The sequence below is a fragment of the Escherichia sp. E4930 genome (assembly GCF_005845405.1).
Lineage (GTDB): Bacteria > Pseudomonadota > Gammaproteobacteria > Enterobacterales > Enterobacteriaceae > Escherichia.
Genome location: NZ_VCDZ01000015.1, coordinates 214,713 through 229,321 on the forward strand (window position 1 = coordinate 214,713; position 14,609 = coordinate 229,321).

Genomic DNA, 14,609 nt, shown 5'->3' on the forward strand with positions numbered 1-14,609 from the left:
ACCCTTAGCCCAATGGTGAGTGCGGAACTGTCAAACCCGCTCACCGGGCTGAGTTCCGATGTAGCAAGAATTATCTCCCTCCAGATCACCACGGAATGTTCGACAATACTGTAGAAATTCGTTTTTCACCATGTAGTCCTTGTGAATCGACACCTTTCTCAGACTGTAAAGTTGCTTAAGTGTTTTGACACATTATGATTATTAATAGTTGTAATAAATCATTGTGTAACAATTGATAGGCCAAAACATATAGGATAATTCTTGTGTGATCTGTATTTTGTGTAGCCTGGAAATTAGTAAAATTCCTGGAGATAATCAGAGAGGGAATTTCAAATAGTATAATAATTTCCCAAGAAACTATTCGTCGATTTTAGGAAAAGTCTGCTCAGGTATATCTACCGAGGGATAATGCTGGCTGTAACGCTGGTTAAAATAAATACACAAAATAATCAAGATGTATATTTTAATCGACGAAAATAATTACTTCCGGGATTATTGATGCGACTTAAATAACACCATTTAAATGTGATATAAATCACAAATATGGCTGTGAAGAGGGTGCTGTAGATATAAATAAGAAGTACATGAGTGAATTTTAAATAGGGAAATAGTTCCCCACTAAACAATTTATTGGTAATCAATCGCATGCGTTCTGGTTTGAGACAGATTGCAGGTGTTGCTACGCATAAAATTCATAGGTGGTATTATAATCAAGTAGTTAACAGTAATAGTAAAAAATAATTTCTTGCGAAATTAGCAGCCCATTTTGAATAAGTGTGTTCCGGAGTAATCCAGAACGCATGCTGCGTTACGTCTTTTTTAAGCCATATTGGTTAAGCAAAAAGAGGTAGAAATAATTTCCTGAGAAATTAACTCAACATTCTGAAACGGCCAGTTTTCTGAAATTACCAGAAGACCGAATACATTCATGCCTGAAGAATGGATTAGAAGAAACGAGACGGAAATAGATCTATTTATCCCCGCGGAAATAATTTCTGATGAAATTGTTTGCGGCTATTAAAAAGGTCAAACCGTCTGAGTGAATTTTATCCAGTTACAAACAAGTATTACCTCCAGTGTATTGGTAGCTGTTAAGCCAGGGGCGGTAGCATACCTGAAGAGAATAGGATCACATCACCAAATGGCAAGAAGTGGATTTGAAGTCCAGAAAGTCACCGTAGAGGCATTATTTCTACGAGAAATACGAACACGCTTTGGTAAGTTCCGTCTGGGATATCTGTGGGCGATTCTCGAACCCTCTGCGCATTTGCTGATACTGTTGGGCATTTTTGGTTACATTATGCACCGCACGATGCCAGATATAGCATGATTCTCCGCGCTAAACTTACATTCAATATGGAGATGTTTAGTGAAGATTAAACGAAAATTTGCCAGTGGACTTAAATAGCAAGCCCTCTCTGATAACCGATTTAGATTTATATAATCATCTGGTCAGCAATGTACCTTTGGATAAATATAAAATCCTATAGATAATAGTCATATACATTATTAATTAGGGTTTAAGACACTTTCTGAGATTAAACGGATACGGAAAATAAATTACTATTTAAATATGGAAGTATAAAAAATAGCGGTACTTTTGTTACGCATGTGTTACCAGGAGCTTAAATAGCAGTAGGACACTGTAAGTCGGCATCAACACTCTCATCCATAATTTTAAAAGTTCTCGTAGCGTTGAGTAATCTCTCCACTGCCAGCCATACGGACTACTTACGGAAAATATCCCCGAAGGGAAATAGTAATATATTGTGCTAATAAGCAGGTAATGGGAACAACAGCAATCACGAAATCAGAAAAAATATAGGATTTTCCTTTTTTGTTGAGTTGTATAAAAACATCTTGGTTATGAATAAGGAAATATTTTTTGTAACTGTAAAAATAATTGGAGTTGTATCAGTAAATGTCTAAAGTAAAAAAATTGATTAGAAATCCGAAGTTATTTTTTGTTGATATGGTTAATAAAAGAACTTCGCGTCAAATAAAAAATGACAAAAGATCAAAAGAGAAATCCCAAAATAAAAAAACACATACGCCACCAAAAAGCATAGCATCAAAACATACCTTATCGGAACAGATGCAAAAGTTGTTTAACGTTAATATTTTCATGGAAAATGAAGATTCTATTTTTCTCTATTTTCCACGGCCTCAAGAATATGGAGATGAGTTAATTAAATGGATTAATGATCATGCGAATTCAAAATTTAAAATAGTTCCATTTAATATTGCGCAAAACAGCCGTAGTTGGGATAACATAAAGGGCATTGATGACTTTGCCAGAAATAATCCGGATGTATATAGAAAAATAATAGCCAGAAGCTTAATGGGAATATATAATAAAATAAAAGGATTTATTTTTACACAAGATTGGCATCCTGCAATGAGGTTAATAGTTGATGTTTGTAGAGAATATGGGATACCAACGATACTAATCCCAATTGAACCTGTGTTTCATGACAAGAGAACTTATTATATTGACAGCGTATCACATGCCTCTACTCCTAAAACAGATATTGTTTTAAGTTGTAGTGATTTGCAGTCACGAATCTTTTCTGAAAGAGGATATCCTCAAGATAGAATATATGAAGTTGGCATGCCAAAATTAGATATTTACAAGGAGAGTAACTCATTAATTTCTAGGGGGGTTTTTTGTAAGATCTTAGGTCTAAATGAAAATAAAAAAATAGTTCTTTTTATTGTGCATCCATATAGTTCCAAGTCAGATGGTTGTATCACGCAAGAGGCTCAAATAAAATCTATCCAAGATATTTTAAAATATACAAAAGAAAAAGATGTACAGCTTATTGTTAGAACATCACCTCATGTGAATTTAGAAAAAAAAATCAGGAACGAAATTGAAAGAAGTGAAAATGCAATAATCGATGATGTTGGTGTTTATTCAATCCCATTGGAAGAGACTATATATCATAGTGATGTGATTGCATCAAATGGAAATTACACAAACTTTTTTGAAGCTCTGTTATTGAATAAAAAAGTTTTCTTCGTAAAATATGCTGAATTTATGAGGGGGTGGGAAGATACCGATATTTCAGTTGTGAGTAATTATTGTGAACTTGAAGCATTAATGGATGTTTTTCTTGCGGAAAATGGGGGTTTATTACAAGGGAATAAAGAACTATCAGCTAGAATGTTTAGTGTTCGTAAGTTTGACAGTCTGGCAACAAACCGTATTGTAGATACACTTTCTGAATTCGTTACATCTACGTCAACTAATAATTTATCGAGAATGCCTTCAGCAAAAGAGCGTTTTCTTAATAAAGAAAGTATAGATGTGGTTGCAATTCCTAGTGATGAAAAAACGCTTTGTAATACCCAACTTTATTTGGGTGATTTATTGAATTCAAATACACTTTTAAGCACTTTTGATAAAGATATAACTTTATCGAAATTAGCGGCAGTTGATGTTTTCTGCCAGTGGGGAATAAAACCAAATTCCACAAAGAGAATTCAAAGAGAAAAAGCCAAAAAACTTGGTCGACCTGTTTTTATTTTAGAAGATGGGTTTATTCGTTCAGTTAAAATAGGTCTTTCATCTGCTCCTGGATTATCTGTTATTATAGATGATTCAACGGCTTATTATGATGCCACCAAGCAATCACGGCTTGAAAGGTTATTACAGGAAGGTCCAGAATTAAATAATGAGCAAAAAAAACGTGCTCGTAATGCAATTAATAAGATTGTCAGTAATAGAGTTTCCAAATATAATGACTCTATAAATGTACATTTACCAGTTGGTCGTAATGGAGTTGATAAGGTATTGTTGATTGATCAACGTAACGGTGATATGTCTGTTCCCTCAGCACTTGCAGATGATAGCTCTTTTGAGTTGATGTTAGCCAACGCGATCAGTAATAACCCCGATGCAGATATAATTATCAAGCAGCATCCTGATGCAATTAAGGGTGGGAAGTCTAGTTATTTTAATAATGATCTCATCGAAAAATATCGTAAGATTTCACCTAATATTTACGCCGTGAATATGGATATCAATCCTTATGCAATGTTTGAATATGTCAAAGAAGTTTATGTTGTATCTTCAGGGGTAGGTTTTGAAGCATTGATGGCGGGTAAAAAAGTATATTGTTTTGGTATGCCATTTTATGCAGGGTGGGGCTTAACTCAAGACCAATTATACTTAGAGCGTCGAAGTCGTAAAAGAACCTTGGAAGATATTTTTTATTTCGCATATATTGAATGCAGTCGATATTATAACCCTGATGAGAAGCGAGTTGTTGAAGTAGAGGATATAGTGGACTTTATAGTGAAGCATCGTAAAGTTTAAAAAATCATGCTCGTAGTCCTGAGGAATTTCCACTGATTTTATTTAGTTTATGCATGAAACTATGATAAGTGTAGTGTGAGTAAGTTACTTTATTTCTTCGCAAATAATAATAAGATGGTCGTAAGCGGTATTAAATATTAAATTTTTTCTTTTAGATTTTAATTTGTAAAAGTATCACATTGCATTTTATTTTTAGGGAGATTCCTCAGGTACTGGCTAATAATCTACAGAATATGTTTCGACAAAGTTGCTACAATGTGATTTGAGGCTTAGTGAGCAAGTCAGGTCTGCATAATCTATCCTGAGACTGCGGTACACTTATTGTTCTTTCTGAAACGTTATGCCAACGTAAATGTTTTTCAACTGTAGAACCTGTTAGGCTATGATTTTATAGACTATTCTAGGGAACATGGGGCGTTACATCTTAGTAGCCAATCTTCACAATCATATACAAAATAGAAGATAGAGGGCTGCTTTGTTACTACAACGAAGGGGCACGGTACTCTGGCTCTGGTAATTAATAACTTTGTGGCAGATAAAAATAATCTTGATCAGCTTGATGAGAAAGGTCACTCTTTGCAGAGTTAGGGAAAGCTGACTGGTGTTCTCAAAATCAGCGTGGTTGTATGACAAGATGATTTAACATATCTGGGTATTTATTATTATCAATAAGTTGGGGTTACAATATAATGCGTACTGTCATAACTTTTGGAACATTTGATCTATTACATATAGGTCATGTCAAATTTTTAGAAAGAGCTAAAAAATATGGTGATCGCCTAATTGTTGGTGTTTCCTCTGACGCATTAAGTTTTTATAAAAAACAACGGTATCCCATCTACCCAGAAAAAGAACGCCGTGAAATAATTTATTCTCTACGATATGTAGATGATGTGTTTCTTGAGGAATCATTAGAATTAAAAGGTGAATATATTAAAAAATACAAAGCAGATGTCCTCATCATGGGTAACGATTGGGAGGGGGAATTTGATCTGTTTAAAGAATTGTGTAGTGTGATTTACTTGCCAAGGACACAGGGCGTATCTACAACAAAAGTTATTACAGAGATTACAAAATATGGTTGATTTTCCTAAGGTTGCTTTTATTGGTTGGAATCCTTTCCAGTTTTTGCATGTTAAGGATTTAGCAAGTTCTATACCTGGGGCAATATTTATAATTGAAAAAAGAAATGATTATGCTAAAAACTTATTAGAAGTATTGATTGCTAATACAGATATAAAAGTAATGTTTTTAGATAAATCAAAAATATCAGATTTAGATGGTGTGTTTGATGTAATTGTTTGCCAAACTTTATTTTTTAAAATAGAAGTGTTTGTAAAAACAAAGATTTTAATGATTCAATATGGTTATGCAAAAGAGCCCCACAATTATGGAGCATGGCGAGCTTTGGGAGATCTTTGTTTAACATACGGTGATTACGCAAGTAAGAAAATTAGTTATTTTTGTCCATCAGTGAGCATTGGAAATCCACGATATGATAAATGGCATAATATTATTAATAATACATTACCATCTCAAAATAAAGATGTATCCTTAAAAAAAATATTGTATGCTCCTACATGGGGAGATTTATCAAGTATCGATAATTACTTAAATGATATCATTGCGTTATCAGAAAATTATGTAGTAATGTTAAAACTACATCACAATACAGATTGTCTTGAAAGCTATATAAAGAGAAAAATAGATAACAGAATTTATTGCTATGGTGCTAATGATGATATACTTGATTTAATAAATGAATCTGATATCGTTATATCTGATTATAGTGGAGCAATATTTGATGCAGTTTACTTTAAGAAACCAATCATTTTATTGAACAAGGAAGTACATTATGATAATAATGGGAAAATAGACTCATTTAGTATTGAGTATGCTCGTCGGTCCGAGTTAGGGTATGAAGTCAATAATCCAGAAGAATTGTTTTATGCAGTGCAATATGTACTTAACAATAAAGAACTTTTTTCCAGTATGCATGCCTCGTTAAGAAATGAACTTTTCTTAGATAATGGAAGGTCGATTGAATTAGCTATAAAGGCGATCTACGATTTGCATTCTGGGGTTTATAAGATAAACCAACAGCAAACATATATTAGGGCAATGGTAAAAGATTTGCTTATTACTAAAAGGAAGTTTAAGAAACTTATTATAAAATAACCGCGCGATGATTACAATAAAATATAAGTTTACAACATGAAAAAACATCATTTTCACACTTTGCCATACATCATAAGAAAATATTTTGGTAAAACTTAATGCCCTGCTAATTATATTATCCTCAATAAATTTGAAAGCACTGTGACAACCTTGGTCTTAGATTCTATTATGCCAATTAAGATTGTATTGATTATGGTACATTGTGAAAATGATGACTGAGTTCAGATGTAGGGATATAGATAATGATTAGATGTAAAAATAGAATGGCACATATCAAATACAACAAATCAACTTTTAAAATAATTTTAATTAAGAATTGATCATCCCATTCTATAGCACTTTAGTTTGAGAAAGTTAGGGGAATAGTGAACCTAAATATATTAAGAAGGTATCATCAAATGGTAAGAAGTGGATTTGAAGTACAGAAGCTTACTATAGAGGCATTATTTCTTCGCGAAATTAGAACGCGCTTTGGTAAATATCGACTGGGATATCTCTGGGCCATTCTTGAGCCCTCGGCACATTTGCTGATGTTGTTGGGGATTTTGGGATACGTTATGCACCGTACAATGCCGGATATATCGTTCCCAGTTTTTTTACTTAATGGTCTGATTCCCTTTTTTATTTTTAGTAGCATTAGCAAACGTTCAATTAGTGCCATCGAGGCTAACCAAGGATTATTTAACTATCGCTCAGTTAAACCTATTGATACGATAATAGCACGTGCATTGCTTGAAACATTAATATATGTTATTGTTTATATTCTGCTTATGCTCATCGTTTGGATTGTAGGCGAATATTTTAAAATAACAAATCTTTTAAAGATAATAGGAACCTGGAGTCTATTGATTATTCTTTCATGTAGTATTGGTTTAATATTTATGGTTGTAGGACGCACATTTCCTGAAATGCAGAAAGTATTGCCGTTACTGAATAAACCACTGTATTTCGGTTCATGTATTATGTTCCCATTACACTCGATTCCAAAGCAATATTGGCCGTATCTTCTCTGGAACCCATTAGTACATGTGGTGGAGTTAAGCCGGGAATCAGTTATGCCCGGTTATATTAGTGAAGGTGTGAATTTGAACTACTTGGCAATGTTCACTTTAGTCACTCTGTTCATCAGTTTGGCATTATACAGAAATCGTGAAGAGGCAATGCTTACATCATGATTAAAATTGAGAATTTGACGAAGTCTTATCGCACTCCAGCGGGACGATATTATGTCTTTAAAGATTTGAATATAGATATTCCTACAGGCAAAAGTGTTGCCTTTATTGGTCGAAATGGTGCCGGAAAATCAACACTACTGAGAATGGTCGGCGGAATTGACAGACCTGATAGTGGAAGAATTATCACTAATAAAACAATTTCATGGCCTGTTGGTTTAGCTGGAGGATTTCAGGGGAGTTTAACCGGTCGTGAAAATGTAAAGTTTGTTGTCCGATTATACTCCAAGAAGGAGGATATGAAAGATAAAATTAAGTTTATCGAAGAATTCGCCGAACTTGGTAAATTCTTTGATATGCCGATCAAAACGTACTCATCAGGCATGAGGGCGCGTTTAGCCTTTGGGTTAAGCATGGCCTTTAAATTTGATTATTATATTGTTGATGAAGTGACTGCGGTCGGGGATTTTAGATTTAAAGAAAAGTGCGCATATTATTTTAAAGAACGGCATAAAGAATCTAATTTTTTAATGGTCTCGCATAGTCTGAATTCATTAAAAGAATTTTGTGATGTGGCTATTGTGCTTAAAAATAATAATGTGGTTGATTTCTATGATAATGTGCAGGCTGGTATAGATGAGTATAAAAAAGATGTATGTTAATACCTCCAGTTAGATAAGTGCTCATTCAATGAAAACGAGAGAGGTAGGTGTTTTTTCTGAGCGGATTTTTTGCTTCACTAATATACTTCGTAAGTGCGTTATCAGTATAATTTTTTTTGTGTTGAAATTACTCGGTGTTGCGATATTTTTAAAGTCCAGATGAGAGCGTTGATATCCATTTTTAGTGGTCTGCTCCCACTAGCGTTAAAATTGATATCGGTAATCAGATATTTAATTTCGGCTTTGCTGGCATCCTGACTGATTATTAGTGTATCTGCGAGATACGGTGGACGCAATAGTTGCTGAATTAGTTGTGTTCGCTCATATTCTGTCATGTCTGTAAACTATAGATCACAAATACTAAGATATTAAAGGGCCTGGTTTTATGCTGAGGTCTGCCATAATCTTTAACTTCCCTAAAGAACAGAATTTTTCATCAGTAAATTATATAAATTTTTCAGAAAAATGTATGGCTGTGAATCATTCTTTTAATATTCTGAATTTTCTCGTATCATGAAGTTCCATGAAATGATTTTTTGATAATAGATGTTATGAGTATTGGTGACTTTGTTGGTATAGTGTGTAGTCATGCAGATGTAAATATCGGCTTCTTTGTTAATATCAATCCTCTTTTCAGAGGCTTTTATTACCATCAGTGAGGTTAAAATGGAACATGTTTTTTATGTTAATGATAATATCGGTTATGTTACTGTTCCTGTACCTGAAAATATATATGGAAATGCAAAGTATCAACCTGATTTTATGGATGTGAAAATTAAAGGCAAAAATAGATTCTATTACGGTAGTGAAGTGATTGTAGATGAATTAAAAGTAAAGATAAATGGAAATGGAAATACGCTTTTAATTGGTTCGTATACAAAACTCGCGGGGGCGATACATATTATAGGTGATAATCTTACAGTTTTTATCGGTGCCGGAACAACATTTCAAAGTGTGAAGGTTTTCTGTCGCGGAAACAATCAAGGTGTTTATTTTGGAAGGGATTGTATGCTTTCAGGTGGCATAGAGGTCAGAACATCTGATTCTCATAGTATTATATCCCTGACGGAAAAAAAGAAGTTAAATTGTATAAAGGGGATTTTTATTGGTGATCATGTATGGATAGGTAAAAAAGCACTGATTCAAAAAGGTACCGTAATTCCAGAAGATAATATAATTGGGTTTGGTGCAATGGTAAACAAACCATTGAATGGTTCCAATAAGGTTTTTGCTGGTGTTCCTGTTAAAGAGATTAAATCTGGTGTAACTTGGTCACGAAGTGAATGCGAAGAAATTGCTATATCATCTCTTAACGACTGGCGTAACCTTCCATATGTTTGAGATAACACCTTTCCTCAGTAGATATGAATCTAATAGGAATTTGGTTGCTTTAACATAGGGGAATTGTTACATAATAAAAAACTGTAATTTTAATGTCTTAGAAAAATAAGTCTTACCGAAGAAGTCTTGAATTATTTTTAGACTAAATCCCCTTATGATATCATTCACGTAAGTAGGGGGGGGATTTATTTTCCAGTTAGTTTTTTTTCGATGTTTTGATAGTCCTTGGTTCGTATGACTGAGGACGTTTTTAGGAACATTGTTTTCATATTTTGGAGTGAGAGTTTCAGCTATTTCGTGCAATTATTGCATAATTATGTATTAAGCTTACATGTGACACGTGTGGACGCTAAAATCAACTCCACCAACGATTTTAAATAGTGGTCGGTATCTCTATTAACTGCGTGTAACGATACACTAATTTAGTCTGTACCCATCTTGGTTAGATGCCAACTCCCTGAAAGTATGAATCATTTATACCTGTTATCTAAAATTTAAGAATAAGACAGTTTCATCAATTTGGTCGTCTAAGTAGATGAGAGCTGCTTATCTCACAACATTAATAGGCATATCTATGTAAATGAGAAATTTCAGTATAAAGTTTAAATATGAAGACGATTGCGAGGTTCTTTATGAGCACGATTTAACAATAGGTTCAGAAAACACGATGAATACTGGCCTTTGCATAGTGATGAGATGGATGTACTAGATGTATTGCGAACAGCACGCTGATTATCAAAGCTCAGGATATGGTATAGAAATATCTGGAAGGGGGAATGTTCTACATTGATGTTAATAATATTGAAGGATATGCTGTTATCTAGGTTTTCATTATTGTCAATAAATTATTGCTCTCTAGAGAAATATGTTTTTCTGTTTGATTTTGAAATGGGGGTTCTATCGCTTTTGTGGTATAAATGTAAAGTTATTATCCTTACTCTCGTATTCAGAAATAAAATTCCCATAATAAACCCAATTCACCTGCGTCTTCACCAATAAATACCCCCGAAACTTCTTAAACAGTTTCATATCCGGTTTAAAGTCGGCCTGCCAGAACTGGTGCAAATGCCCTTGATACGTCAATCCTTTGATGTCGTACAGGGCATTGCCCATCACTTTGAGTGGTTTGTTATGAATCAGCGCAGAGATCCCCGCCGTACTGTTAATTGTCACTACCGCTTTTGCATGGCGTAATAATTCCGGCATCGGGAGATCGTGCACATAAATGACTCGCTCACCTAAGCCATATTCCTTACTCAACCGCTTAATTAATGGTCGATAGAGTCTGTGACCACGATCCATCGGATGATGTTTGATCACTAAATAACTTTCTTTCGGCGCTTTACGCGAAAATGAGTACATGACTTCATTAATATAGTCACGTACATCGTTATAACTGCTGTGGTTACGAATCTGGCTATCGTTATATACCTGCAAAACGGCAAGATAATAACGTTGATCCAGCTCGTTCATTAACCTCGGCAATACCTTACGCTGTGTTACCTTGTAAAGTTGCTTGCGCCAGTATGCACGAATCCAGCAACGAGCCTCATACCAGGGGGAAAACGATTTGTGGTGGCGGTAGCGAGGGAACTCATGACGGTAATGCCAACCCATCAGGTAATACCACATCGCATGGCCAATACGTTTCATCGTTGAAGGTTTTAAATTCTCAACGTGCGGCGCAGGCATATCTGGCAACTTACGATAAAAATCCGGGTCGCGCGGTAGCGATGAATATGCGTTTACTCCGCCTTCTTCCACGGTTATAAATTGCGGGCGTAAATATCCTTCTTCAAATGCCAGAAAGCGAACCCCTTTCGACGTTGCCCACCGTTTTGCTTCTTTGTGCAATGGGCGGCAGTCACCAAAGCAGAGGATGGTATCAAAGTCATATTGTCGGTGGAGATCTCGCAGCCAACCGGGAAACTCTTTCGGCGTTTGGTAGTAAGCCAGGTATTGTCGATGGCGGCAGTAAAAACGATCCCCACCGTTGAAGACAACATTCACAGCGTTACGGCCTAATGACTCTAACCATTCGGCGACGTCATTGAAAAAAGGTCCCATCGGTCCCTGCAAAAGCAGATATTTTTTACCCGATAATAAAATGGTTAGTGCGTTGTCTTGCATAAATAATTTGCGTAATAGTCAACTGTGAAATTGTTTAACCAAATCTGACCTTGCAGAACATAATTAATTTGCGGTAATAGCGTATTACCCGCCCCGCTTTTTTTCGGGTAATAAACATCGGCTTGCGCGGCGTCTGGATTAAATATTCCGCAGCTTCTTCAACCGTAATAGGTTGTAGCCGTGTTGGGTGGATATAGGTTGGATAAACAATCAACGCCTGATAGATCAGGTCTGCTAGCGTTAATCTGCGCTCGCGGCGCGGGCAGTGATGTTCATCAACGGTTAAACCCCAACCGGCGTAGAAGGGCAGGCCGTAACAATGAACTTGCTTGCCATGTAATAACGCTTCAAATCCCGACAGCGACGTCATGGTGTGCACTTCATCTGCGCGCTGAATGCATTGAATAATATCTGCATCCAGTGCCTGATAATTGGCAATTTCAGAGATCAATTTAGCCGGAATATTGCCCTTGCGATTTCCCACCAGTACATCCGGGTGCGGTTTATAAATAATGTAGGCGCGCGGATTACGCTCGCGTACTGTGCGCAATAACTCAAGGTTGCTCTTAATCGAGACAGTGCCTGTTTTAATAGATGCATCGTCCTCTACCTGACCCGGTACCAGGATGATTTTTTTACCTTTGGACTCGGCAGGCAGAGAGAAATCGGCCCCCAGGTTGTACTTGCTCAGTTTGCTTTCAACCAGTCGCTGGCGTAATTTTTCAGCTCGCATCTGCTGCGCCAGCGTTAACTGGCTATGATTCAGCAACACTTCCAGGTCGCTGGGGCGCGTGGCGTCATAGTAGATCCCGCGTTTATCCAGCACCAACGATAGCGGCGGCAACAGGTCAGAGCCAAGCCCGGATGAACGCAGAAAACCATCTTCCATTCGCCATAACGGCAGTGATTTTTGTTGCGCTTCGGCTTGCCATTGCTGTTCTCCCTTTACACCCCATACCACGCAAGCGGTGGCCGCGGTACAGCGACGTGAATAACTCAGCCGGTTTGTCGCCGTTCGTAAGAAAGGTTTCAGGATCGCCGACTTCCACAGCGTTAAGCCTGGCGCCCATAAATAGCCATTACGCTGTTGCTGATGGTGGCGCTGTAATTGTAGCCATTGCAGCACGGTAAACAGATCGCTCGCGGCCCCCGTTTGCGGGTCGATATAGCGACAGTAACGCAGGTATGCTGCGGCAAAAAGTTCTTCCAGCGTGGCAGAACCGCGTCGGGCAGATAACAAAGCGGACTGCGGATGGCGGTCGTCGGTTAAGCCCCAGCCTGCATACCAGGGCTGACCGAAACATGTTACTGGTTTTCCTGCCAGCAAGGCTTCAAAGCCGTATTGGGAGGTCACGACGTAAACCCGGAAAACGTGTCGCAACAGCGACTGCGGGCTGACATTCTCGGCAATCAAACGTACTCGTTGCGTGGCACGCAGATCAGCGAAATAACCTGTTTTCTTTCCTTCCAGGACATCCGGATGCACCTTCACCCAAATTTCGGCTTGAGGATTTTCCGCCATCGCGGCTTCCAGCATGGCAGCAAACTCATGCGGGCCAGCATTGCCGTACGTCACTGACATATCATTAAATGTCTGATCGACAACCAGAACGATGTCTGAATGTTCTGATTCATCAGCCACAAACGCAGGCGCCAGGTTATATTTCGATAAATCCCCGGTCACGATGGTGTGCATCGCTTCTCTGGCCTGGCTTATCAGAGCTGTATTTCCGGCTTTATTCTGTACCAGTTTCTCCAGCGCCGAAGGCATGCTGGCATCGTAGTAAATGCCGCAATCATCCACCACCAGAGAAAGCGGCGGCGCACCATTGACGCCAAGATCCAGCGAGCGCACAAATCCATCTTCCAGACGGATGACCGGTTTTCCCGCTGCTTTGGCGATTGCCACCGGTTTCGCCGCGCTGGGGCGATGCCCCCACACGGCGATAGCATCGACGTTTTGCGGAACAGGACGCAGCAGAGAAAGTTTCTGGCACGGTTGCGCCAGAAATTTCTCCAGATGCGGAATACGCCAGATGCCAGGCGAGTAAATGCCAATCATGCGTTTTCGGCCAGTTCCTGCGCCATCAGAGCGCGCACCTTTTCAAGGCATGCCGGGGTGTCGACGCCCGGACCGGTTGCGGCAACCTCAAATGTGCGAATGTTGATCCCCGCGTTCATTAACCGTAGCTGCTCCAGTGATTCCGCCTGTTCCGGCATGGACTCTGGCAATTGACTGTAGTTTTGCAGTACATCGCGACGATAAGCGTAAATACCGACGTGTTTCAGGTAGCGCGCTTTTTCAGCATTACGCGGATACGGAATCGGCGAACGGCTGAAATAAAGTGCATCCTGGCGGGTATTTACCACCACTTTTACCGTGCTTGGCTCGGTCGCTTCTTCGGCAGAAATCGCGTGGCATAGCGTTGCCACTGGCAACGCGGGGTCATCACGCATTCCTTGTAGCAGCGTTTCTACATCCTGCGGGCGAATCATGGGTTCGTCGCCCTGCAGGTTAATGTAGATATCTGCCTCGACTTTATGCATCACTTCGACCAGCCGATCGGTGCCGGATTCATGATCGGTACGCGTCATAATGGCTTTCCCGCCAAACGCCTGTACTGCCTGTTCAACGCGCGGGTCGTCTGTTGCCACCCAAACTTCTGCGACGCCCGCCACCTGTAACGCACGCTCGTAAACATGCTGGATCATCGGTTTGCCAACAATATCGAGTAGCGGCTTACCCGGCAGGCGCGAGGAGCCATAACGAGCCGGAATGACAATAACTGCTTTGCTCATTTCAAC

At 38.3% G+C, this 14,609-nt stretch carries 9 protein-coding genes and 1 pseudogene; 7 read left to right on the forward strand and 3 right to left on the reverse strand.

Going from position 1 to position 14,609, the window contains the following annotated elements:
• Positions 1 to 1,141: 1,141 nt before the first annotated feature.
• The 7 genes and pseudogenes from FFT88_RS17290 to FFT88_RS17320 all read left to right on the forward strand — a co-directional run.
• A pseudogene (locus FFT88_RS17290) lies at positions 1,142 to 1,327 on the forward strand (ABC transporter permease); the annotation flags it as partial.
• 594 nt (positions 1,328 to 1,921) lie between these two features.
• Complete coding sequence (locus tag FFT88_RS17295) at positions 1,922 to 4,321, forward strand: hypothetical protein (RefSeq protein WP_135403985.1); 2,400 nt, start codon at positions 1,922 to 1,924, stop codon at positions 4,319 to 4,321.
• 689 nt (positions 4,322 to 5,010) lie between these two features.
• On the forward strand, positions 5,011 to 5,406 hold the full coding sequence (locus FFT88_RS17300) for a pantoate--beta-alanine ligase (protein ID WP_135403986.1): 396 nt from the start codon (positions 5,011 to 5,013) through the stop codon (positions 5,404 to 5,406).
• Positions 5,399 to 6,499 (forward strand): CDP-glycerol glycerophosphotransferase family protein, encoded by a 1,101-nt coding sequence (locus tag FFT88_RS17305; protein ID WP_135403987.1) that lies wholly within the window; start codon positions 5,399 to 5,401, stop codon positions 6,497 to 6,499. The genes FFT88_RS17300 and FFT88_RS17305 overlap by 8 nt, the downstream gene beginning before the upstream one ends.
• A gap of 398 nt (positions 6,500 to 6,897) precedes the next feature.
• Positions 6,898 to 7,674, forward strand: a complete 777-nt coding sequence (locus tag FFT88_RS17310; protein ID WP_135403988.1) for an ABC transporter permease — start codon at positions 6,898 to 6,900, stop codon at positions 7,672 to 7,674.
• Positions 7,671 to 8,333 carry an ABC transporter ATP-binding protein gene (locus FFT88_RS17315; protein ID WP_073473361.1) on the forward strand — a complete coding sequence of 221 codons (663 nt, stop codon included), beginning with the start codon at positions 7,671 to 7,673 and terminating at the stop codon, positions 8,331 to 8,333. Before FFT88_RS17310 ends, FFT88_RS17315 begins: the two co-directional genes overlap by 4 nt.
• A gap of 666 nt (positions 8,334 to 8,999) precedes the next feature.
• Positions 9,000 to 9,674 carry a hypothetical protein gene (locus FFT88_RS17320; RefSeq protein WP_135403989.1) on the forward strand — a complete coding sequence of 225 codons (675 nt, stop codon included), beginning with the start codon at positions 9,000 to 9,002 and terminating at the stop codon, positions 9,672 to 9,674.
• An 897-nt stretch (positions 9,675 to 10,571) separates the two neighbouring features.
• On the opposite strand, the gene FFT88_RS17325 is transcribed toward FFT88_RS17320, so the two are convergent.
• The 3 genes from FFT88_RS17325 to kdsB are packed head-to-tail and all read right to left on the reverse strand — an operon-like array spanning position 10,572 to position 14,603.
• A complete protein-coding gene (locus FFT88_RS17325) occupies positions 10,572 to 11,804 on the reverse strand; it encodes a capsular biosynthesis protein (protein ID WP_135403990.1) in 1,233 nt (410 codons plus the stop codon).
• A gap of 34 nt (positions 11,805 to 11,838) precedes the next feature.
• Complete coding sequence (locus tag FFT88_RS17330) at positions 11,839 to 13,866, reverse strand: capsular polysaccharide biosynthesis protein (RefSeq protein WP_135403991.1); 2,028 nt, start codon at positions 13,864 to 13,866, stop codon at positions 11,839 to 11,841.
• On the reverse strand, positions 13,863 to 14,603 hold the full coding sequence (gene kdsB / locus FFT88_RS17335) for a 3-deoxy-manno-octulosonate cytidylyltransferase (RefSeq protein ID WP_032226220.1): 741 nt from the start codon (positions 14,601 to 14,603) through the stop codon (positions 13,863 to 13,865). The genes FFT88_RS17330 and kdsB overlap by 4 nt, the downstream gene beginning before the upstream one ends.
• Positions 14,604 to 14,609: the final 6 nt, after the last annotated feature.

Excerpts from the sequence above, each read along its gene's own strand:
- FFT88_RS17315 (WP_073473361.1), top strand. The coding sequence starts at position 7,671 with ATGATTAAAATTGAGAATTTGACGAAGTCTTATCGCACTCCAGCGGGA.
- kdsB (WP_032226220.1), bottom strand. The coding sequence starts at position 14,603 with ATGAGCAAAGCAGTTATTGTCATTCCGGCTCGTTATGGCTCCTCGCGC.
- FFT88_RS17310 (WP_135403988.1), top strand. The coding sequence starts at position 6,898 with ATGGTAAGAAGTGGATTTGAAGTACAGAAGCTTACTATAGAGGCATTA.
- FFT88_RS17305 (WP_135403987.1), top strand. The coding sequence starts at position 5,399 with ATGGTTGATTTTCCTAAGGTTGCTTTTATTGGTTGGAATCCTTTCCAG.
- FFT88_RS17300 (WP_135403986.1), top strand. The coding sequence starts at position 5,011 with ATGCGTACTGTCATAACTTTTGGAACATTTGATCTATTACATATAGGT.
- FFT88_RS17320 (WP_135403989.1), top strand. The coding sequence starts at position 9,000 with ATGGAACATGTTTTTTATGTTAATGATAATATCGGTTATGTTACTGTT.
- FFT88_RS17330 (WP_135403991.1), bottom strand. The coding sequence starts at position 13,866 with ATGATTGGCATTTACTCGCCTGGCATCTGGCGTATTCCGCATCTGGAG.
- FFT88_RS17325 (WP_135403990.1), bottom strand. The coding sequence starts at position 11,804 with ATGCAAGACAACGCACTAACCATTTTATTATCGGGTAAAAAATATCTG.
- FFT88_RS17295 (WP_135403985.1), top strand. The coding sequence starts at position 1,922 with ATGTCTAAAGTAAAAAAATTGATTAGAAATCCGAAGTTATTTTTTGTT.